This window comes from Streptomyces sp. NBC_01017, assembly GCF_045162795.1.
In the GTDB taxonomy this organism is placed as follows: domain Bacteria; phylum Actinomycetota; class Actinomycetes; order Streptomycetales; family Streptomycetaceae; genus Streptomyces; species Streptomyces machairae.
In genome coordinates this window covers 7,541,676-7,562,249 of sequence record NZ_CP108683.1, presented here as the reverse complement: position 1 = coordinate 7,562,249, position 20,574 = coordinate 7,541,676, and the positions used below count along the sequence as shown (strand labels likewise).

The following is a 20,574-nucleotide window of genomic DNA, read 5'->3' as shown; positions in this document are numbered from 1 at the left end:
CTCCGTGTGATCCGCCCTCTATGCTCTCAGCTCGAACACAGTGCCGAGGGCCACATGAGCGAGGGGTGGGGTCGCAGTGACGGAACCAAGCGTGCGGTGGGGGATTCTGGCGACCGGCGGGATCGCGGCCGCGTTCACCGCGGATCTGGTGGCTGCATCCCATAGCGGCTCCGCCGCGGGGCCGGATGCCGAGGTGGTGGCCGTGGCCTCGCGGAGCCAGGACTCCGCCGACGCGTTCGCCGAGCGCTTCGGGATCCCGCGGGCGTACGGCGACTGGAACGCGCTCGCCGAGGACGGCGACATCGATGTCGTGTACGTCGCCACGCCGCACTCGGCGCACCGCGTCGCCGCCGGGCTCTGCCTGGAGGCCGGCCGCAACGTGCTGTGCGAGAAGGCGTTCACGCTGAACGCGCGGGAGGCCGGGGAACTGGTCGCGCTGGCGAAGGCACGCGGCAGCTTCCTGATGGAAGCCATGTGGATGTACTGCAACCCGCTCGTCCGGCGGCTCAAAGCGCTCGTGGACGACGGCGCGATCGGCGAAGTGCGCCATGTGCAGGCCGACTTCGGGCTGGCCGGCCCCTTCGCGTCCTCGCACCGGCTGCGCGACCCGGCGCAGGGCGGCGGCGCGCTGCTGGACCTCGGCGTGTACCCGGTCTCCTTCGCCCAGTTGCTGCTCGGGGAGCCGTCGGACGTCACGGCGCGCTCGATGCTGTCCGCCGAGGGCGTCGACCTCCAGACCGGCGCCCTGCTGTCCTGGGACAGCGGCGCCCTCGCCTCCCTGCACTGCTCCATCGTCGGCGGTACGGCCACCGCCGCGTCGGTCACCGGCTCGGGCGGCCGTATCGACATACCGCACGGCTTCTTCTTCCCGGACCGTTTCGTCCTGCACCGCGACGGCCGTGACCCCGAGGAGTTCACGGCCGACCCGGCGGACGGGCCGCGCACCAGCCTGCGGCACGAGGCCGCCGAGGTGATGCGGGCCCTGCGCGCCGGCGAGACCGAGTCACCGCTGGTCCCGCTGGACGGCACGCTGGCCGTGATGCGGACGCTCGACGCGATCCGGGACCGCGTCGGCGTCCGCTACCCGGGCGAGGCCCCTGAAGCGGACCGCGCGCCCGCACTCACTCCTGTGTGAGCCCCGGCTCCCCCACCTCCGTCACGAAGGACGCGGCCGTCGTGACCGGCGCTCCGGGCCTGGTCACGTACGGCACCGTCTTGAAGTCGGTCCGCGCCAGCTGCTGCCCCAGCGCGACGGTCACATAGCCGCGCCGTCCGTTGTAGAACTTCATGTGCGGGTTGGCCTGCATGTACGTGTCCCAGTTGGCCGGCTTGTCGATGCCGTCCCGGCCGCTGGCGATCGACGTGGCCACGATCTCCGTACCGAGCGTGGCGGAGTCGGGGTCGTCGAAGTCGTCCTTGATGTCGAAGCCGTACCCGACGTGGACGTCGCCGGTGAGCACCATCAGGTTCTCGACGCCGGCGGCCTTGGCGCCGTCCAGCACACGGCGGCGGGAGGCGCGGTAGCCGTCCCAGGCGTCCATCGACACCCGTGACGGCTCGGTGAGGTCGAACGCGCGCTGGGCGAAGGTGACCTGCTGCGGTACGACGTTCCACAGCGCCGTCGAGTCGCGCCAGCCGTCGAGCAGCCACCGCTCCTGCGTCGCCCCGGTCATCGTGCGCGCCGGGTCGTCGACGTCCGGTCCGGGGATCTGCGAGCCGTCGCCGTAGGCCTGGTTGGAGCGGTACTGCCGGGTGTCCAGCACGTCGAACTGGGCGAGCCGGCCCCAGCGCAGACGCCGGTAGAGCTGCATGTCGGGGCCGACGGGCTGCTGCGGGCGGCGCAGCGGCTGGTTCTCCCAGTAGGCGCGATAGGCGGAGGCCCGGCGCAGCAGGAACTCCTCCGGCGGGACGCTGTTCTCCGGGATGTCGTCGGCGTAGTTGTTCTCGGTCTCGTGGTCGTCCCAGGTGACGACGAACGGGTGCGCGGCGTGCGCCGCCATGAGGTCGGGGTCGGACTTGTAGAGGGCGTAGCGCAGGCGGTAGTCCTCCAGGGTCACCGTCTCGCGGTTGAAGATCGCGGGGAGCGTGCGGCCGGTGTAGTTGCGGTAGCCGCCGACGGAGTTGACCGCGTACTCGTACAGGTAGTCGCCGAGGTGGAAGACGACGTCGACGTCGTCCTGGGCCAGATGGCGGTACGGCGTGTAGTAGCCGTCGGTGTACGCCTGGCAGGAGACGGCCGCGAGGGTCAGCGAGGTCGCCGTGCCGGTCGGCGCGGGGGCGGTGCGGGTACGGCCGGTCCCGCTGATCCAGGTGCCGGCGCGGAAGCGGTAGTAGTAGACGCGGTCCGCGTCGAGCGTGCCGACCTCGACGTGGACCGTGTGGTGGAACTCGGGGTACGCGATGGCGGCGCCGCGTCTGGCGATCCTGGTGAACTGCTCGTCGTGCGCCAACTCCCAGTGCACGGTGATCCGTTGGGCGGGCAGTCCGCTGTCGGGCTGGTACGGGGCGGGGGCGAGGCGCGTCCACAACAGGACGGAGTCGGGCAGCGGGTCGCCGGAGGCGACGCCGAGGGTGAAGGGGTTGTCGGTGATCCGGCGGGCGTCGAGCTCGGCGGCGCTCGCGGCGCCCGCGGCCGGCAGGTTCACGGCGAAGGCGAGCGCGGCGGCGGCGCCCGTGACGGTCAGGAAGCGGCGGCGGCCGATGTGGCGGGCTGCCGCGCGCAGTTCGGGGGCGTGCTGCTGAGGGTGTGCTGCGAGTGTCATCCGGTCCTCCCCTGACTGATGGATGCATGAGGCATTGGAGTGGCCGGGGACGACACTCGCTTGGCGCGTACACAACACTCGGATGGCGGACAGATGAGTTCCGGATGGCGGACCCTCACGTACCCTGCGGGGCCATGAATGACAGGCAAACGGAGACGAGGACGGACGCGAGGATCGCCGTGGTGACCGGCGCCGGCTCCGGCATCGGCCGCGCGGTCGCAGTGGAGCTGCTGCGCGCGGGCTGGTCGGTGGCGCTGGCGGGGCGGCGCGTCGAGACCCTGGAGGAGACGGCGGCGCAGGCACCCGAGGCCGCCGCGCTCGCCGTACGGACCGACGTGTCACGGCAGGAGGACGTGGCCGCGCTGTTCGCCGCCACGGTGGAGCGGCTCGGACGGGTGGACCTGCTGTTCAACAACGCGGGGACGTTCGGGCCGGGCGGGGTGCCGGTCGAGGAGCTGCCGTACGACGCCTGGCGGCATGTCGTGGACACCAACCTCAACGGGGCGTTCCTGTGCGCGCAGGCGGCGTACCGGCAGATGAAGGAGCAGGACCCGCGGGGCGGCCGGATCATCAACAACGGCTCGATCTCCGCGCACACTCCCCGCCCGCACTCCGTCGCCTACACGGCGACCAAGCACGCGCTGACCGGACTGACCAAGTCGCTGTCGCTGGACGGGCGGCCGTACAACATCGCCGTCGGCCAGATCGACATCGGCAACGCGGCGACCGACATGACCGCACGCATGCAGACGGGCGCCCTGCAGGCCGACGGCTCGGTGGTGCCGGAGCCCGTGATGGATGTGGCCGACGTGGCCCGGACCGTGCGGCACATGGCGGAGCTGCCACTGGCGGCGAACGTGCAGTTCGCGACGGTGCTGGCGACGGCGATGCCGTACGTGGGACGCGGCTGACGGCTCACCCGCCCACCCACAACCTCCACAACTCACACAATCGGAATGTTGAGTTCCGGCACATCACGGCCGGTAGGCGACTTATGCTCAAGTCGTTCTGCACCAGAGCTTCACATATGAAGCAGACGGCTTCCGCAGGCCACTCCGAGGGGGGAGGCGGCAGCCGTTCCATGACACCGGGTGGGGGTGGACCTCGCGAGGGACCGCGAGGTGCGCACCGGTGCGTGGAACGGCTGCCGGTTAACCGGTACGACGGTGCGCAGCGGTCCGTATGACGGTGCTCAACGGCCGAGGATCCGGTCGACGTCGGCCATCTGCGCGGCGGTGAGCGGCCCCTTGGCGATCGCGCCCGCATTCTGCGCGGCCTGCTCGACGGAGCGGAACCCCGGGATCGGCACGGTGCGCGGGCTACGGCCCCACAGCCAGGCGAGGGCGCCCTGCCCGAGCGTACGGCCGCCGCTGGTGAGGACGTCCTTCAGCGCGTCCACGCGCGCGACCCACTCCGGATCGGCGCCGGACCCGTCCTCGAACCACTCCAGCCACTGCGGCGGCCGGCTGCGGATGTCCCCGGCCTCCAGGGCCTGCCCGGTCCTGCGCTTGCCGGTCAGCAGGCCCATCGCCAGCGGGCTGCGGTTGATGCTCGCCAACTCCAGCTCCTCGCAGAGCGCGAACATCTCAGGTGCGTCCCGGAGCACGTTGGCCGTGTGCTGCACCGCCGCGCAGTGCTCCCCCCGCGCGAACACGGCGGCACGGGCCGGGTCGTCGGTGCTCCACGCGTAGGCACGGATGAGCCCCTCGCGCACGAACTCCTCGCAGAGGTCACGCAGCTCGGCGGCACGCTCGGGATCGGCGTCGGACAGGTGCAGCTGGTACAGGTCGACGTAGTCGGTGTCCAGCCGCTTCAGCGAGGCGGTCAGCGCGCGGCGGGCGAACGGCACGGTGTCGTCGGCGCCGGTGAGGGTGCGGGTCTCCTCGTCGAAGACGTTGCCCCACTTGGTGGCGACGACGACATCGGCGCGGCGCTTGCCGAGAGCGCGGCCGAGGACGCGTTCGCTGTGGCCGGCGCCGTAGGTGTCCGCGGTGTCGAAGAAGGTGACGCCCAGGTCGAGGGCGCGCCGGACGGCCCGTACGGACTCGTCGTCGTCGACCTTGCCCCAGCCGAGCGGCTGCCCGTCGGCGGACCGCCACTCACCGCCGATGGCCCAGCAGCCGAAGCCGAGCGCGCTGACCTCGATGCCGGTCCGTCCCAAAGTCCTCTTGGTCTCCATGAGGTGGGACGGTAGAAGTTGAAGCGCACACGAGGGCAAGCGCTTGAGCGGTTCTGGGGGTCGCTTTCTTGCTCCCGGCTCTCGGCTTCCGGCCCCCGGCTATGCCTGGCCGGTCTCGAAGCGGGAGATCCTGCCGTCGCCCTCGACCTCGAAGTGCCAGCGGGTGCGCATCTCGCCATAGGTGTCGTTGCGGTAGCTGGCGAGGAGGTCGCGACCGCGGTTCGACTCGTTGTCGACTTCCATGTGGCCGTGGGAGGAGAAGATCTCCCGCTCGATCCAGTCGGCGAGGTCGCGGTCGTTGCCGTCGTCCGCCATGGTCGCGCCGGGCGCGAGGATGCTCATGAAGCCCTCGCGGTCGTGGGCGTTGACGGCGGTGACGAAGGCACGGACGGCGGGGTCGCTGAGTTTGGACGTCTGAATCGTCATACCGGTCAGCCTCACACCGCCCCCGGGGCCCCGCCACCCGAACGGCGGCCAGGGCAGGCCGGGTGGGTGACTTGGATGCGACGGTGGAGCCGAGGGAGGGGATCCGCCACCCGTGGTCTGTTCCGGGAGCCATCGTGAGTCATCGGGAGTCATCGTGAGTGCTTACGACCGACGTGATCTGGGCCTGCTGTTGCTCCGGCTGGGCGCCGGCGGCGTGCTGTTCGCGCACGGCACGCAGAAGCTGTTCGGCTGGTTCGGCGGACACGGCATCGAGGGCACCGGCCAGTTCATGGAGTCGATCGGCTACCAGCCGGGCAAGGCCAGCGCGACGGCGTCGGGTCTCGCGGAGGCCGGCGGCGGCACCCTGCTGGCGCTGGGCCTGGCGACACCGGCGGCCGGTGCGGCGGCGGCCGGCGGCATGGCCGGCGCGGCCGCGGTGCACGCCCCGAACGGCTTCTTCAACCAGGAGGGCGGCTACGAGCACGCGGCCACCCTCGGCCTCGCCGCGACCTGCCTCGCGATCGCGGGCCCCGGCCGTCTCTCCCTCGACCACGCCCTCGGCCATGTCGTCGACCGCGGCTGGATGGTTCCCACAGCCCTGGCGGCGACGGCGGCGGTGACGGCCGTGGTGATCGGGGCGCGGAACAAGAGGCTGGACGAGGCGAGGACGGAAAGGGAGGAGCAGGCAGGGGTGTTCGAGGATCAGGAGGCCTTGTTCGAGGAGTAGGCAGCCGCTGTGCCAAGCTGCCCGCATGACTGATCAGGCAGCCCCTCCCGGCACCGCCGCCGAGCCCGCCACCAAGCCCGCCGACGACCTCTGGGCCACCATTGACGACCTGTGGACCTGGCTCGACACCGACCAGCCGATCGGCGGCAAGGAGGGCGTGCTGCTGCGCATGCTGAAGCTGTCGGAGGAGGTCGGCGAGGTCGCCGAGGCGGTGATCGGGGCGACCGGCCAGAACCCGCGCAAGGGCGTCACCCACACCTGGGAGGACGTACAGGGCGAGCTGTGCGACGTGGTGATCACGGCGCTGGTCGCGCTGCGGACGCTGACGCCGGACACGCGGGAGGTGTTCACCCGGCATCTGGCGGGGGTGAGGGAGCGGTCGCTGGGTTCGGCGGCCCGGGAAGTCCGCTCCACGCGGTGAAGGGGGCACCGGTTTGGCCGAGCCGGCGCCTCAGCTCCGGGGCGTGGCGATGAGCCGGATCCTCACCCGGCCGCCGACCAGGGGTGCGGCGACGTCGGGCAGCGGGATGTGCGCGACCCGGCGGCCGGGAGCGGGGTCCTCGACGCACCGGGCACGCCCGCCACGTGGTGGTCGCGACTGGCACCTTCGATCTCCGAGTTCCAGGTGGCCCGGATCCCGGGGCCGGCCTCGGGTGTGCCGAAGTCGATGACGAGGGTCTCGGAGAAGTCGGCGGACTGCTCCAGGTGGTCGCCGAGGCTCAGGATGGAGAAGGGGTCGTCGACGGCTTGCCTCCAAGGGACGGGGTCCACTTGTTCCTGAGTGGATGAAGCTCGACGCTCCGGCCTCCGCGGATGAACCGCAGGAGTGATGCGCACGGCGGACCCCGCACCGGACCGGGGAGGGCCGCGACAGGCGGCCCGCGCGGCTGAGTCGACAACCCGACAGGCGGCATGCCGACCGACTCCACGGCCTCTGTATGGTGCAGCTGATGATCGGGACGACCGGTCATCTCGGCGTGACATTGGTGGCGGACACGGGGAGACACCGATCCATGGGGGATCACTTCAAGACAGATGTGGATCAACTCGCGCGGTTCCTCAAGAACCTTGAAGACTGCGTGCGCGAACTGGACGAGGCGCGTGCCGCCCTCGCCCACGTACGCGCGGATCAGATAGGCACCGGCCGACTCGACGAGGCCTGTGACAAGTTCCAGGAAGAGTGGAAGTACGGGTCCGAGCAGACCAAGAAGATGATCGACGCGATCAGCGAGGGCGTGAAGGCGAACAAAAAGGGCTACGAAGAGGTCGAGGAAGCCCTGGAGAAAGCGTTCAAGCACATCGAGAAGTCGGCCACTTCGGGCGGAAACGGGGACGCACGGTAATGGCAGCGAACCCGTACCCCAACATCGGCTGGAACCCCGTACCCGGCATACCCACCGAGGTAGCCGCGCTGCAGAAGAAGGTGAAGACGGCCGCGACCGCCCTCGACACCTGCCACCAGCAACTGACCAAGCTCCTGGGCGAGTCCAGCTACTGGCAGGGCGAGGCCGCCGAGCAGTTCCGCAAGACGCTCGACGGCGATCTTCCCAAGTACATCAAGGAAGCCGCGAGCTCGCTGCGGACGGCCGCCACCCAACTGCACAACTGGGACGGCAACCTCACCTCCAACCGGGAGCTGGCGCAGAAGTACAACGCCGAGGCCGCCGACAAGAAGGCTGCCGCCGACGAGGCGAAGCGCTCCTACGACCGGGCCGGACAGAACCCGGATCTGCAGCTCTACAAGCAGACGTTCACGGAGGGCCCCGAGCTGGAAGCGGCCACGGCACGGCTGCAGACGGCCCAGAACAACCTCAACTCGGCGTCCACGGCCCTCAACAAGGCCAACGGCGAGTACAACGACCTCAACGTCAAGATCAAGGAGCTGGAGACCCAGCACGCCGATCAGGCGGACACCGTCGCCAAGGCCCTCGACGGCGCGACGAAGAAGGCGCCGGACGAGCCGGGCTTCTGGAGCAAGGTCGGTGACGTCCTCAAGGCGGTCGGCGACTTCCTGGTGGAGCATGCGGGCACCATCGGCGCCATCGCCGGCCTGCTCGCCCTCTTCCCGACGCCTCTGGCGCCCTTGTTCGCCGGTATCGCGGTCGTGGCGAGCGCCACCTCCATGGCCAAGAACCTCTCCGATCCCGAGTTCCGCAGCCAGTTGATGGGCGGCGGCAGCGGCATGGACACCTTCGCTGCCTGGGCCTCACTCGCCGGTGACACCGTCGGCATGATCCCGGGCGGCAAGGCCCTCGGCGCCGCCGCCAAGGAGGTCACCGAAGGTCTGGCCGACGCCGGGCGGTGGGGCGTGGCCGTCTCCAACACGGAGAAGGCCGGCGCGTTCGTCAAGGAAATCGTCCCGTCCTTCGCGCGGAACGCCACTGACGACGTCACCGACGCCTGGCGCGCGGCCGGGGAGTCGGCGGGCGGCTCGGCCAAGCTGATCGGCGAGATCAGCGCCAACGGCCTCAACGTCGCGGCGAACGTGGTCTCCTCCGCCGAGAGCCTGGGCCTGGTGGACGAGGACGGCTCCGAGCACAACGCGGCGGAGAGCACCAAGGCCGCTGCCACCGCACACTCCATCGCGGGCCTCCTCGGCTGGCTATGAGTCCGACAGCCCCGATACCCGAGCAGCAAGCCCCGCTCCGTGAAAGGTGGACCACCCCGTGACGGAAACCCCCACGAGGGCGCCGCACGGCCGCACACCGGCGTTCTGGTACGGCCTGCCCCACGGCTATGTCCGGATCGATCTCGATCCCCCGCTGGACGGCGTCGTCGAACTCGTCCGGCAGGTCATGGCAATGCCCGAGGACGAACGCGACCGTGCGGAGGAGGTGCTGCGCTTCTACGCCGCCACCGTAGGCGCCCTGAACGCGCAACGCGTGCAGAGCTGCGCCCTCGGCCTGCACCCGAATGACGACGGCGGCCTGACCTCGTCCGTTCTCACCGTCTCCACACTGCCGACCTCGGGCAGTCACGCCAAGGCGGTCGTCGCGAGCCTCGCGGGCACTGCGGCCGACAGGCGCGACGTGGGCATGCGCCCCCTTGAACTGCCGTGCGGCCTCGGCTTTTTGGCCGAGGAGAAACGCCGCACGCTCGCTCCGGGCAGTCCTCCCGAGGGCGGTGACGGCCCCCGTAGCGGCCTGGTGTGGCAGGGCACCATCGCGGTGACCGGGCCCGGCGGCCACGACATCGTGCTGATCCAGCTCGTGACGGAGGCGGTCGACCAGGCCGACGACTACCGCGACGTGCTCCTCGGCATCGCCCATACGCTGACGTACACCGACCCCTCGCAGCCGGGGCCCGGAGAGGTCCAGGACTCCCCCGCTCCGGGCAGCGCCGCGCATCAGGTACAGAACGACTTCGGATGACCCCTACGACTAGGAGTGACGTCGCATGACGCAGCCGCCGGAAGTGGCCGCGGTCCTCGCGCACAACAAAGCCGTCAGGACCCGGCACATCGCCCTGCGCGCCGCCCTCGGTGCGGCTCTCATCGCCCTCCCCTTCGTGCTCGTCGCCGCGGGAGTGCCGAACACCTTCCTGACCGTGCTGCCGATCGTGCTCGGGCTCTTCGTTCTGCTGTTCCTGCTGATCCGGGTCCGGCACGGGCGGCGCCTCGGGGTGTGTGAGCAGGTGCTGCGCACGTATCCCCTGGAGTACCGCGACCGCGTGGACAAGCGCGGTTCCGAGCGGCTGTTGCTCGGCACCGTGCACACGGTGAAGCTGTCCGTCCGCGGGCAGCACGGCGCACGCACGATGCGCGCCGTCAGCGCGTCCACAGTCCGCCGCTGGCCCCAGGGCGCCGAGAACGGCACGTGGTTCGCGGGAGACCCGGCGTTCGGCGGCGTCATGGTCGTCCCCGGCACGGGCGACATGCTGTTCCTGCAGCCCGCCGAGTGGCAGAAGTACGAGGCCGAGCGCGCCCAGGCCGAGCCACAGCGCCGCGCCCTGGCCGCACAGGCGGGAATCTCCAGCCTCCTGGAGAAGGAGGTGAACACGATCGCCGCGCTGGGCGGCTGAGTGAGGAATCTGTCGGCGCCCCGGTCGCTGACGCTCGGGCAGAAGTTCGCGACGCCGGCGACCAGGGGGAACGGCCTGCTGGAAGGTCTGGCGGTTCCTTGACGGTGTGCACTGAGCGGTACCCGCGGCAGCGCGCAATGCCCGCACGACGTCCACAGGAAGCCCTCTGCTCCGACAAAGGCCACCTGCTCCAGTACATTCCCTGGTCAGGTGGCCTGAGCGGCAGACGAGCCGAGCTGTACGCCGGGTTCTGTTCCCAGGGTTCCTCGCGGAGCCCTGGGCGACGGCCATCCATCTAGGACCGGCGTTGCCGCCGGCCTCCTGCGGTCTACCCGCGGACTCGGGCGGGCAGCCCTCGAACGTCCGCGCAGGGCCACCGGTTAAGGCGGCCCCTTCTTGACCTTGCTCCGGGTGGGGTTTACCTAGCTGCCCAGGTCGCCCTGGGCACTGGTGGTCTCTTACACCACCGTTTCACCCTTACCCGGCGCCGAAGCGCCGGGCGGTTTGCTTTCTGTGGCACTGTCCCGCGGGTCACCCCGGGTGGCCGTTAGCCACCACCCTGCCCTGTGGAGCCCGGACGTTCCTCGGGAAGCCCCCTGAGGGACTTCACGCGGCCGTCCGCCCGGCTCGTCTGCCGTGTGGACCATGTTACCGGCCTGCGGGGGGCCGTCGTCGCCAGGACCGAGCCCGCCAGGATCAGGGCGAAGGCCACGGCGATCCCCGCGGTCAGGGACTCGTCCAGGAACAAGGCCCCGGCCGCCACCGCGACCGCCGGATTGACGTACGTGAAGACCGTCGCACGCGTCGGGCCGACCTCCTTGATCAGCTCCAGGAAGGCCACGAAGGCGACCGCCGTGCAGATCACGCCCAGGGCGGCCAGGGCGGCCAGACCCTCGGCCGACGGCATCGCGGCAGGCCAGGTCAGCGCCGCCGCGGGGGCGTAGACCAGGGCCGCCAGGGTCAGGCAGGCTGCCGTCAGGTCGAGGGAGGGGACGTCCCTCAGCCAACGCGCCGCGATCAGCGGGGCCGTCGCATAGCCCAGCACCGTCAGCAGGACCTCCGCCAGGGAGCGGGCGTCGCCGCCGGTCAGGTGGGGGACGGTGAGGGTCGCCACGCCTGCCAGGCCCAGGGTGAGGCCGGTCAGGCGGCGGACACCCAGGTGCTCCGTCCGGCCGAAGAAGCGGGCCAGGGCTACGCCGACCACGGGTACGCCTGCGATGAGCAGGCCCGCCGTCGAGCTGGACAGGTGACGTTCCGCGTCCGTCAGTGTCCACCACGGGCCGATGATCTCTATGCACGCGAACGCCACCATCGGCCGCCAGTGCCGTCGTATCGTCCGGGGCAGGCCTCCCTGGCGGATCGCGAAGGGGAGCAGGAGCGCCGCGCCCAGGGCGCATCGTGTGAAGACCACCATCGACGGGGAGACCTCGTCCACCGCCACCTTGATCATCAGGTACGGGATGCCCCAGACCACGCTCATCAGGGCGAAGAGAAACCAACCGCGTGCAGTCATGCGGCGAGTTTCGGTCGGCTCACACTCCCCTGTCTTGAACGCTGTTGCGGTACGCCGCCGGGGTGACGCCCAGTACTCGGCGGAACCAGCGCGTCAGGTGCGCCTGGTCCGCGAAGCCGACCAGGCCGGCGACCTCGGCCGGACGCAGGCCGGTTTCCAGCAGGCCTCGTGCCCTGCTCACCCGGTGCTGGGCGAGCCAGGCGTACGGCGGCACCCCCATCGTCGTACGGAAGGCACGCAGGAGCTGGTAGCGGGAGAGGCCGAGGTCGGTGGCCAGGGACGCGAGGGAGGGTGGGGCCGTGAGCTCGTCGGCGAGGCGGTCGCGGACACTCCTCGCTATGTGATCGGCGCCCGCGACCGTGTCGGTCGTCGCCCGGGCCGTGGAGTGACGGCGGGTCAGCGCCGTCATCAGCCACGGGATGCGGGACTCGGCCTCCAGGGGGTCCGGGCAGGCGGCGAGTTCGGCGTGCGTGCGGCTCAGGGCCGTGGCCAGGTCGGGGTCGTCGAGGAGAGGGTCGCGGAAGTGCGGGGCTGCGGTGCCGAGGGTGCCGTCGGTGAGCAGGGACGTATCGGCGTACAGGGCTCGGTAGGCGTATCCGCCGGTCTCGGCCGGGCCGCCCGTGTGCATCTCGCCCGGTGCCAGTACGACGATGGAGCCGGGGGTGGGGCGGAGGCGGCCGCCCTGGTAGTCGATGATCTCGCTGCCGCCGACGCAGACGCCGATCGTGAACTCGTCATGGGCGTGCGGGGCGTAGACGTGCCGGTCGAAGCGGGCGGTGAGCAGGTCGAGCGGGGGGCCGTCCCGGCCCAGCCTCGCCCTGGTCCAGCTGGCCTGCTCACGTGTGGTCATCACGCACCCCCTGGTTTTCCAGGGGGTACAACGCCGAGAGACTCAGAGAAAGTCCGTCGTCTCCAGCTCGAAGCCGAACGGCTCCGGGAGGGCGAGCGCTTTGCCGAAGGGACGCGTGCAGTGCTCGCGATAGTCGTCCTTCTCAGGGGCGCTGAAGAGTGTGACCTGCGAGGTGTCACGGTCGATCAAGAGGTACAGGGGGACACCACCGCGCGCGTAGCAGCGGCGCTGGGCCTCACGGTCGGCCCGGGGCCTGGTGGAAGTGACCTCCAGCACCATGGCAACGCCATCACAGGCCATCCAGGACCCGGCGCCTCCAAAGAGGTCGGACTCAAGGGGCGCGACTGTGACGTCCGGGACCACGTGGTTCTTGGGACAGGACTCCCCGCTCCTCAGTCTCAGCCCTTTGTTTCCGGAGAAGTCCATGTCGGTCCCGGACCGCTTGATCACTTGCCTCACGATGCGGCTGATGTACTTCTCGTGATCCCCGTCCGGCGGCGGCGTCACAACGATCTCCCCCTCGATCAACTCGGCCCGGAAACCCTCCGGCGTGTCCAGGGCGAGAAAGCCCTCCAGCAGGACCTCTTCCTGCGTGAGCGGCTCGTGGGCCATGGCAGTCATGTCACGCCCCTCCTTCGGTCGCTCGCCAGCCTGGGACATCGGAAGATCACCTGTCCGAGAGATCGGGAACCGTTCCCTCGATCGTGGCACACGACCAGCGCCACCGTCAGGCGCCGAGCCGGTCACTTGACCCTGCCGCAACGTCAACGTCTCTACTGTTCCCATGCGGATCGGAGAACTCGCCGCCGCCGTCGGCGTCACCACGCGCACGGTGCGGCATTACCACCATCAGGGGCTTCTGCCCGAGCCCGATCGGCGGCCCAACGGCTACCGGGAGTACACGTTGCGGCATGCCGTGGTGCTGGCGCGGATTCGTCGGCTGACGGAGCTGGGGCTGGGGCTCGCGGAGGTGCGGGACGTGCTCGCGGAGGATGCCGGGAAGGATCTCGTCGAGGTGCTCACCGAGCTCGATGCGGATCTTGCCCGGCAGGAGGAGGCCATCCGGGAGCGGCGGGCGCGGTTGCGGGCGTTGCTGGAGACGGAGGGCGGGCTGACCGCCGAGGGGCCCGTCTCGCCTCAGCTGGCCGCCCTCTTCAAGGACATGGCCCACGCCTCCGACTCCCCCATGGCCGCCAAGGACCGCGAGGTGCTCGCGTTGATCGAGACCACGGCCTCCCCCGAGGACCGGGAGCGGCTCATGGGCGTGATGGGCGGCGCCCTGACCACGCCGGACGGTGTGGAGCGGGCCCTCGCCGCCTACGCCCTGCTCGACGACCTCGCCGACGCCGAACCCGACGACCCGCGCGTCGAGGAGGCCGCCCGGGCGCTCGCCGACTGCATGCCCCGGGAACTGCTCCCTGAGGGGTGGGGCAGCATCGACCAGGACGACAGCTTCCTGCGCGCCTTCTACGCCGACTTCGCCCCGGCACAGGCGGAGGCCATCCGCCGCACCTTGCGCCTGCTCATGGAAGGGGACGGGCCGTGATGCGGACCGCGCTCTTCCTTCTCCGGCACGAGGTTCGGCTCCTCGCCGGCATCTGGCTGTGGGCGATCCGGCGCCGGCACGGGCTCGGGAACGGGGACGGGGACGGGGACTGCACCGGGTTCGGGTACTCGCGCGGGCAGGGCACGATGATGCTGGGATTCGGGTTCGTGATCGTGATCGAGTCGATCATGATGTCGGTGCTGCTGCGGAACTACCCGGCGGTGCAACGGGGGTGGTTCATGGTCGACATGTACACCCTCGTGCTCATCATCGGGATGCACGCCGCGTCCGTCGTACGACCGCACGTCCTCGACGCCGGCTTCCTGCGCATCCGCCGTGCCGCGCACGTCGATCTGCGCATACCGCTGGAGAAGATCGCGCACGTGCGCCGCGAGCTGCGCACCACCCATGAGCGGGCCGACGGTGAGCTCAACCTCGCCATCGGGGCGCAGACCACCGTGACGCTCGAACTCACCGAGCCCGTCGCCCACTTCACCTTTCTCGGCCGCCGAAGGGACGTCCGCCTCGTGCGCTTCCACGCCGACGAGTCCGACAGCCTCGTAGAGGCGCTGGTGCCGGCGGTCAAGCAGGCTCGAACCGCACCTTCGGCACTGCCGGATCTGCCTGTGTGAGGCGGACCCGGATCCGCTCTCCCAGCGGCAGCGCGTCCGTGCCCTCGATCCGGCCGATGATGGCCGGTGACTCCAACTGGACGGTTCCTACGGCGGGTTGACGTTCCTCCACCTCCACCACCCAGCCGTCGAACACCTCCCCCACCCGGTCCTTCAGCAGCGCCGCCTCCACGAGGTCGACGCAGGCACGCTCGACCGTGCCCGCGCGTCGCGTGCCCTCGGCCATCCGGGCGGGCAACGCGTCAAGAGCCATGAGAACCCAGTCGGGAATCGGCCGACCGGCGGCGGCCGCGAGGCAGATCTCGGAGGTGTGGCGATCGGCCAGGCGGCGCAAGGGGGCCGTGCAGTGGGCGTAGGGGGCGGCCACGGCGCTGTGTGTGGTGATGTCCGGCAGGGTGCCGTCCCGGAAGACCGTGTAGCCGGCGCCGCGCAGCAGCGTCGTGCACTCCTGGAGGAAGGCCGCGTGGTTCGGGCGGTGGGGGTCGAGGGAGCGGACGAGTTCCGCGTACGAGACGTGGTGCGGCCAGTCGATGTGCAGGGCGTGCGCGGTGCGGCGCAGGCGGCCGACGGCGCCGTCGGGGGCGGCGGGGAGGGTCCGCAGGATGCCGGTGCCGGCGGCGAGCATCAGGTCGGCCGCGGCCATGCCGGTCAGCAGGGAGATCTGGGAGTTCCAGCCGTCGGCGGGGAGCGGGGCGCGGTAGGCGAGCTCGTAGGCGTGATCGCGCTCCGCGATCTCCTGCTCGGGCACGTTGAGCGAGATCCCGCCCCGCTCCACCTCCAGCCGCTCCCTCAGCTCCCCGATCGTCTTCAGCAGGGCCGGCGATTCCTCGGCGGTTCCCGCGCCGATCTGCTTCTGTACGCCGGCGTAGTCCAGCTTGGCCCGGCTGCGGACGAGGGCGCGTCGGACGTCGACGGCGAGCGTACGGCCGTCCCCGTCGAGGTCGATGGTCCACAGGACGGCGGGCCGGTCCTGGTCCGGGAGCAGGCTCGCCGCGCCCTCGCTCAGCAGCTCGGGGTGCAGCGGGACCTTCCCGTCGGGGAAGTAGAGGGTGGTCACCCGGCGCTGCGCCTCCTGGTCGAGCGCGCGCGACGGTACGACGAAGGCGGCGACGTCGGCGATGGCGTACCGGACGCGGTAGCCGGTGCCCTGCCGGGACAGGTGCATCGCCTGGTCGAGGTCGGTGGAGGTGGGCGGGTCGAGGGTGAAGAAGGGGATGTCGGTGGCGTCGGCCGGAGGGAGGGCCGGGGCCTTCGCGGCCCGCTCGGCCTCCGCCAGTACCTCGGGCGGGAAGCTCCCTGGGACGCCGAGTCCGGTACGCAGCGCGGTGAGGGCGGCCCGGAGGGGGGCTTCGGGGGCGCCGGTCACTCTGATGTGGCGGCGGGGCATGAGTCGAGCGTAGGGCGAGGGTGGCCGGGTGGCACGCCGTACCCTGTGGCGGGGTTCGATCGAAGGAGTACGTGTGCTTGTCCTGCTGCCGCCTTCCGAGGGGAAGGCCCCGTCCGGTCGGGGTGCCTCGCTGAAGCTGGAGTCGCTGTCCTTGCCGGGGCTCACCGAGGCCCGGGAGGCCGTACTGAGTGAGCTGGTCGAGTTGTGCCGCGGCGACGAGGACAAAGCGCGGGACGTCCTCGGGCTGAGCGAGGGGCTCCGGGGAGAAGTCGCCAAGAACGTCGAGCTGCCTACGGCGGGAGCCCGGCCGGCCGGGGAGATCTACACCGGCGTGCTGTACGACGCCCTCGACCTGGCGTCGCTGGATGCGGCGGCGAAGAGGCGTGCGACTCGGTCGCTGCTCGTCTTCTCGGGACTGTGGGGTGCGGTGCGCGTCAACGACCGCATCCCCTCCTACCGCTGTTCGATGGGCGTGAAGCTGCCCGGCCTCGGTGCGCTCGGGGCGCACTGGCGGGCGCCGATGGCGGACGTGCTGCCCGAGGCGGCCGGGGACGGGCCGGTGCTGGATCTGCGGTCGTCGGCGTACGCGGCGGCGTGGAAGCCGAAGGGCGAGGTGGCCGGGCGGACGGCGTCGGTACGGGTGCTGCACGCGCCGACCCGGAAGGTCGTCAGCCACTTCAACAAGGCGACCAAGGGGCGGATCGTACGGAGCCTGCTCACGGCGGGGGCCGTACCCGCGGGCCCGGCCGAGCTGGTGGAGGCGCTGCGGGACCTCGGGTACGAGGTGGAGGTGGAGGCGCCGGCCAAGGGCGGGAAGGCGCGGACGCTGGATGTGCTCGTGACGGAGATCCACTAGATAGGTCCACCGGCGGTACTGCGACCGTCGGGCAGCCATTGCAGCCTGCGCAACGCGCTTTGCGCATGCTGCGTGCCGTCGGCAGGATGAGGCCATGACCTCAGTCCTTGATCTCGCGCCCGTCGTCCCCGTGGTCGTGGTCGACGACCCCTCCGACGCCGTACCGCTCGCGCGGGCCCTGGTCGCGGGAGGGCTGCCCGCCATCGAGGTGACGCTGCGGACGCCTGCCGCCCTGGAGGCGATCCGGGCCATCGCGGACGCGGTGCCGGACGCGGTGGTCGGCGCGGGCACCGTGATCACACCGGAGCAGGTGACGCGGGCGGTCACGGCGGGGGCGCGTTTCCTGGTCAGCCCCGGCTGGACGGACCTGCTGCTGGAGGCCATGCGGGCGTCGGGAGTGCCGTATCTGCCGGGGGTGTCGACCACGTCCGAGGTGGTGGCGCTGCTGGAGCGCGGGGTCCGGGAGATGAAGTTCTTCCCGGCCGAGGCGGCGGGCGGCACCGCCTATCTCAAGTCGCTGAACGGCCCGCTGCCGCAGGCCCGGTTCTGCCCGACCGGCGGAATCGGGCCGACTACGGCACCCGACTATCTCGCGCTTCCCAACGTCGGCTGCGTGGGCGGCAGTTGGATGCTTCCGGCGGACGCGGTGGCGGCACGGGACTGGGGGCGGGTCGAGGCGCTGGCGCGGGAGGCGGCCGGCCTCACAGGCTCACGCGCGCAGGTGTGACGTGTCGTTGAACAGCCGCACGCTCGCGTTGCCGTCGGCGTAGTACCCCACCGCCGAGAGGGAGGCGGCCGAGAGTTCCATGCGGAACAGGGACTCGGGCGGGGCGCCCAGGGCGAGCCGTACGAACGTCTTGATCGGCGTGACGTGCGTGACGAGGAGGACCGTGCGGCCGGCGTACGCCGCGACCAGCTTGTCGCGGGTGGCGGCGATGCGGGTGGCGGTGGCCGCGAAGCTCTCACCGTCGCCGGTGGGCCGGGCCTCGGGGTCGGCCAGCCAGGCGTTGAGGTCGTCGGGGTGCCGCTCGCGGACCTCGCCGAAGGTGAGCCCCTCCCAGGCGCCGAAGTCGGTCTCGCGCAGCCCGTCGTCGACGCTCACGTCGAGGCCGAGGCGGGCGGCGACGATGCCGGCGGTCTCCCGGGTACGGGCCAGCGGCGACGCCACGACGGCCTGGATGGTCCCGCGCCGGGCGAGTGCGGCCCCGACCCGTTCGGCCTGCTCGCGGCCGATGTCGGAGAGGGACGGATCGGTACCGCCGCTCCCCGAGAACCGCTTCTGCGGCGTCAGGGGCGTCTCCCCGTGCCGCAGCAGAACGAAGGTCGCGGGCGCCCCCATGTCGGCAGGAGCCCAACCGGACGACGGGGCGGCGACGGTGCGGGCAGCCCTGACATCGGCCTCGGCCTTCACGGCCGCGCCGGCAGCGTCTCCCGGCGCGCCGGACGGCTGACCGGAGGGCTGATCGGACGGCTGACCGGAAGCCTCGGCCTCAGCCGCGGCCCGCGCAGCCCGTGCGTCCGCCGCCGCCAGCTCCGCCGTGGACGCCGCGGCCGACCACTGCTCGCCCCGCTTCCCGGCATCCATCGCCTCGTTGGCGAGCCGGTCGGCGTGCTTGTTCTGCTCGCGGGGGATCCACTCGTACGTCACCTGGGACGCCGGCAGGACGGCCGCCGCCTCGAAGGCCAGCGGCTTCATGTCGGGGTGCTTGATCTTCCAGCGGCCCGACATCTGCTCGATGACCAGCTTGGAGTCCATGCGGACGTGGACCCGGGCCGTCGGGTCCAGTTCACGAGCCGCGCGCAGGCCCGCCAACAGGCCCCGGTACTCGGCGACGTTGTTCGTGGCGACGCCGATGTACTCGGCCGCCTCGGCCAGCGTCTCGCCCGTGGCCGCGTCGATCACGACCGCGCCATAGCCCGCGGGCCCCGGGTTGCCCCGTGACCCGCCGTCGGCCTCGACGATGAACTCCCGCACGGCACAGACTCCTAGAGGCCAGACTCGGCCGTACGCACCAGGATCCGGCGGCAGTTCTCGCAGCGCGCCACGGTGTTCGGCGCCGCCTGACGGATCTCGTTCAGCTCGGTGATGGCGAGCTCCTGACGGCAGCCCTGGCAGCTGCGCTGGTACAGCTTGGCCGCGCCGATGCCGCCCTGCTGCTGGCGCAGCTTGTCGTAGAGCTTGAGGAGGTCCGCGGGGACCGAGCCCGCCATGACCTCGCGCTCCTTGGTGACCGTGGCCACCTCGCCGTCGATCTCCTCGAACGCGGCCTCACGGCGGGCGGTCGCGTCGTCGACCTTGCCCTGGACGGCGCCGACCCGCTCGGTCAGCTCGGCGACCCGCTCCTGCGCGGACTCGCGGCGCTCCATGACCTCGAGGACGACGTCCTCCAGGTCGCCCTGCCGCTTGGCGAGGGAGGCGATCTCGTGCTGGAGGTTCTCCAGGTCCTTCGGGGAGGTGACGGCACCGGAGTCCAGGCGCTGCTGGTCGCGGGCGGCGCGCTGGCGCACCTGGTCCACGTCCTGCTCGGCCTTGGTCTGCTCGCGGGCGCAGTCGCTGTCCTCGGTCTGCGCGGCGACGAGCAGGTCGCGCAGCTGCGTGTGGTCCTTGGTCAGCGACTCGATCTCGGCGTGCTCGGGCAGCGACCTCCGCCGGTGCGCGAGCTGCTGGAGGCGGACGTCGAGGGCCTGGACGTCGAGGAGGCGGATCTGGTCGGCGGGCTCGGCGTTCAGTTGGGGGCTCCAGATGTATCCGTGATGGCGGACGCCGCGTGGGCGGTCCAGGGGTCGGTGACCGTCTTCGAGACGTGGACGCGCAGGTCCCATCCGTTGCGGTCGGAGATCTCGTCGAGCTGGGTGGCGGCCAGCTCGCACCAGGGCCATTCAGTGGCCCAGTGCGCCGCGTCGAGCAGCGCGAGAGGACTGTGGGCGGAGCTGTGGGCGCGGTCCGCGATGAACTCCGACGCCGGGTGGTGACGCAGGTCCGCGGTGAGGAAGGCGTCGACGCCGGCGGCGCGTACGTCGTCGAAGAGGCTGTCGCCGGAGCCACCGCTCACCGCGACCGTACGGACCGTCGCCTCCGGGTCGCCGGCGACTCGGATGCCCTGCGCGGTGGCGGGCAGCCGCTCGGCGGCGCGGGCTGCGAGTTCACGGACGGTGAGCGGGTGGTCGAGTTCGCAGATACGGCCCAGTCCCCTGCGGCCCTCCGGGTCGCTCGGGTCCGGCACCAGCGGGCGTACGACTCGCAGGTCCAGCGCACCGGCCAGTGCGTCGCTGACGCCCGGGTCCGCCGTGTCGGCGTTGGTGTGCGCCACGTGCAGGGCGATGTCGTTCCTGATGAGGGTGTGGACGACCCGGCCCTTGAAGTGGGTCGCCGCGACCGTCGTCGTACCGCGCAGATAGAGCGGGTGGTGGGTGACCAGCAGGCCGGCGCCCAGCTTCACCGCCTCGTCCACGATCTCCTGGACCGGGTCGACGGCGAACAGGACCCGGGAGACCTCCTGGTCGGGGTCGCCCACGACGGTGCCGACCGCGTCCCAGGACTCGGCCCGCTCGGCGGGCCACAGGCTCTCCAGCGCGGCGATGACTTCAGACAGACGGGGCACGCAGGCAAGGCTACCTGCCTGGTCCGTACGGCTGTACCGGTACCGCAGCGGGCGCAAGGCTCCCGCGGGCAACG

At 71.3% G+C, this 20,574-nt stretch carries 22 protein-coding genes, 1 other RNA gene and 1 pseudogene; 12 read left to right on the top strand and 12 right to left on the bottom strand.

The genetic code is table 11. The annotated features are described in order from the left end of the window. Positions 1-76: 76 nt before the first annotated feature. Positions 77-1,135: a Gfo/Idh/MocA family protein gene (locus OG331_RS34755; RefSeq protein WP_406203624.1), complete on the top strand. Its 1,059-nt coding sequence runs from the start codon at positions 77-79 to the stop codon at positions 1,133-1,135. Here the strand turns inward: OG331_RS34755 and OG331_RS34750 are convergent. After that, complete coding sequence (locus OG331_RS34750; RefSeq protein ID WP_406203621.1) at positions 1,122-2,762, bottom strand: alkaline phosphatase D family protein; 1,641 nt, start codon at positions 2,760-2,762, stop codon at positions 1,122-1,124. The genes OG331_RS34755 and OG331_RS34750 overlap by 14 nt on opposite strands. 134 nt (positions 2,763-2,896) lie before the next feature. Between OG331_RS34750 and OG331_RS34745 the strand changes: the two genes are divergently transcribed. Next, positions 2,897-3,673: an SDR family oxidoreductase gene (locus OG331_RS34745; RefSeq protein ID WP_406203618.1), complete on the top strand. Its 777-nt coding sequence runs from the start codon at positions 2,897-2,899 to the stop codon at positions 3,671-3,673. Positions 3,674-3,954: 281 nt separating this feature from the next. On the opposite strand, the gene OG331_RS34740 is transcribed toward OG331_RS34745, so the two are convergent. Both OG331_RS34740 and OG331_RS34735 read right to left on the bottom strand, forming a co-directional pair. Then, complete coding sequence (locus OG331_RS34740) at positions 3,955-4,941, bottom strand: aldo/keto reductase (RefSeq protein ID WP_406203615.1); 987 nt, start codon at positions 4,939-4,941, stop codon at positions 3,955-3,957. 99 nt (positions 4,942-5,040) lie between these two features. Next, the gene (locus OG331_RS34735) at positions 5,041-5,367 is read right to left on the bottom strand and encodes a nuclear transport factor 2 family protein (protein WP_365060236.1); all 327 of its coding nucleotides are present in this window, start codon (positions 5,365-5,367) and stop codon (positions 5,041-5,043) included. Positions 5,368-5,521: 154 nt separating this feature from the next. Between OG331_RS34735 and OG331_RS34730 the strand changes: the two genes are divergently transcribed. Together OG331_RS34730 and OG331_RS34725 are read left to right on the top strand one after the other, a co-directional pair. Next, positions 5,522-6,094 (top strand): DoxX family protein, encoded by a 573-nt coding sequence (locus OG331_RS34730; RefSeq protein ID WP_406203612.1) that lies wholly within the window; start codon positions 5,522-5,524, stop codon positions 6,092-6,094. Between the two features lie 25 nt (positions 6,095-6,119). Further along, positions 6,120-6,515, top strand: a complete 396-nt coding sequence (locus OG331_RS34725; protein ID WP_406203609.1) for a MazG-like family protein — start codon at positions 6,120-6,122, stop codon at positions 6,513-6,515. 62 nt (positions 6,516-6,577) lie between these two features. On the opposite strand, the gene OG331_RS34720 is transcribed toward OG331_RS34725, so the two are convergent. Further along, positions 6,578-6,865 (bottom strand): hypothetical protein, encoded by a 288-nt coding sequence (locus tag OG331_RS34720; RefSeq protein WP_406203606.1) that lies wholly within the window; start codon positions 6,863-6,865, stop codon positions 6,578-6,580. Positions 6,866-7,044: 179 nt separating this feature from the next. Between OG331_RS34720 and OG331_RS34715 the strand changes: the two genes are divergently transcribed. The 4 genes from OG331_RS34715 to OG331_RS34700 are packed head-to-tail and all read left to right on the top strand — an operon-like array spanning position 7,045 to position 10,114. Next, positions 7,045-7,437 (top strand): hypothetical protein, encoded by a 393-nt coding sequence (locus OG331_RS34715; protein ID WP_406203603.1) that lies wholly within the window; start codon positions 7,045-7,047, stop codon positions 7,435-7,437. Beyond that, positions 7,437-8,702: a putative T7SS-secreted protein gene (locus tag OG331_RS34710; RefSeq protein WP_406203600.1), complete on the top strand. Its 1,266-nt coding sequence runs from the start codon at positions 7,437-7,439 to the stop codon at positions 8,700-8,702. The genes OG331_RS34715 and OG331_RS34710 overlap by 1 nt, the downstream gene beginning before the upstream one ends. A 58-nt stretch (positions 8,703-8,760) precedes the next feature. Beyond that, positions 8,761-9,465, top strand: coding sequence for a hypothetical protein (locus OG331_RS34705; RefSeq protein ID WP_406203597.1), 705 nt, complete (start codon positions 8,761-8,763; stop codon positions 9,463-9,465). A gap of 25 nt (positions 9,466-9,490) precedes the next feature. Further along, positions 9,491-10,114 (top strand): hypothetical protein, encoded by a 624-nt coding sequence (locus OG331_RS34700; protein ID WP_406203594.1) that lies wholly within the window; start codon positions 9,491-9,493, stop codon positions 10,112-10,114. A 223-nt stretch (positions 10,115-10,337) separates the two neighbouring features. Here OG331_RS34700 and rnpB read toward each other — a convergent pair. The 4 genes and pseudogenes from rnpB to OG331_RS34680 all read right to left on the bottom strand — a co-directional run bounded on the left by rnpB (position 10,338) and on the right by OG331_RS34680 (position 13,098). Next, positions 10,338-10,744, bottom strand: an RNA gene (gene rnpB / locus OG331_RS34695) — RNase P RNA component class A. 100 nt (positions 10,745-10,844) lie between these two features. Further along, positions 10,845-11,627, bottom strand: a pseudogene (locus tag OG331_RS34690) (DMT family transporter); the annotation flags it as partial. Between the two features lie 19 nt (positions 11,628-11,646). Beyond that, positions 11,647-12,477 (bottom strand): AraC family ligand binding domain-containing protein, encoded by an 831-nt coding sequence (locus OG331_RS34685; RefSeq protein ID WP_406203591.1) that lies wholly within the window; start codon positions 12,475-12,477, stop codon positions 11,647-11,649. 42 nt (positions 12,478-12,519) lie between these two features. Beyond that, positions 12,520-13,098, bottom strand: coding sequence for a Uma2 family endonuclease (locus OG331_RS34680; protein ID WP_406203588.1), 579 nt, complete (start codon positions 13,096-13,098; stop codon positions 12,520-12,522). A gap of 163 nt (positions 13,099-13,261) precedes the next feature. Here OG331_RS34680 and OG331_RS34675 point away from each other — a divergent pair, with 163 nt between their 5' ends. Next, positions 13,262-14,023, top strand: coding sequence for a MerR family transcriptional regulator (locus tag OG331_RS34675; RefSeq protein WP_406203585.1), 762 nt, complete (start codon positions 13,262-13,264; stop codon positions 14,021-14,023). Further along, positions 14,023-14,655: a hypothetical protein gene (locus OG331_RS34670; RefSeq protein ID WP_406203582.1), complete on the top strand. Its 633-nt coding sequence runs from the start codon at positions 14,023-14,025 to the stop codon at positions 14,653-14,655. Before OG331_RS34675 ends, OG331_RS34670 begins: the two co-directional genes overlap by 1 nt. On the opposite strand, the gene OG331_RS34665 is transcribed toward OG331_RS34670, so the two are convergent. Then, a complete protein-coding gene (locus OG331_RS34665; protein ID WP_406203580.1) occupies positions 14,606-16,042 on the bottom strand; it encodes an RNB domain-containing ribonuclease in 1,437 nt (478 codons plus the stop codon). The genes OG331_RS34670 and OG331_RS34665 overlap by 50 nt on opposite strands. 73 nt (positions 16,043-16,115) lie before the next feature. Between OG331_RS34665 and yaaA the strand changes: the two genes are divergently transcribed. Both yaaA and eda read left to right on the top strand, forming a co-directional pair. Beyond that, positions 16,116-16,898, top strand: a complete 783-nt coding sequence (gene yaaA, locus OG331_RS34660) for a peroxide stress protein YaaA (protein WP_406203577.1) — start codon at positions 16,116-16,118, stop codon at positions 16,896-16,898. A gap of 94 nt (positions 16,899-16,992) precedes the next feature. Continuing rightward, entirely contained in the window at positions 16,993-17,625 is a 633-nt protein-coding gene (gene eda, locus OG331_RS34655; RefSeq protein ID WP_328882024.1) for a bifunctional 4-hydroxy-2-oxoglutarate aldolase/2-dehydro-3-deoxy-phosphogluconate aldolase, read from the top strand. On the opposite strand, the gene OG331_RS34650 is transcribed toward eda, so the two are convergent. Genes OG331_RS34650 through OG331_RS34640 form a run of 3 tightly spaced genes read right to left on the bottom strand, consistent with a single transcriptional unit; the run spans position 17,608 to position 20,500 of the window. Continuing rightward, a complete protein-coding gene (locus OG331_RS34650) occupies positions 17,608-18,873 on the bottom strand; it encodes a bifunctional RNase H/acid phosphatase (RefSeq protein WP_406203574.1) in 1,266 nt (421 codons plus the stop codon). The genes eda and OG331_RS34650 overlap by 18 nt on opposite strands. Before the next feature lie 11 nt (positions 18,874-18,884). Continuing rightward, positions 18,885-19,628 carry a C4-type zinc ribbon domain-containing protein gene (locus OG331_RS34645; protein ID WP_365060522.1) on the bottom strand — a complete coding sequence of 248 codons (744 nt, stop codon included), beginning with the start codon at positions 19,626-19,628 and terminating at the stop codon, positions 18,885-18,887. Then, complete coding sequence (locus OG331_RS34640; RefSeq protein WP_406203571.1) at positions 19,625-20,500, bottom strand: Nif3-like dinuclear metal center hexameric protein; 876 nt, start codon at positions 20,498-20,500, stop codon at positions 19,625-19,627. Before OG331_RS34640 ends, OG331_RS34645 begins: the two co-directional genes overlap by 4 nt. Positions 20,501-20,574 lie beyond the last annotated feature (74 nt).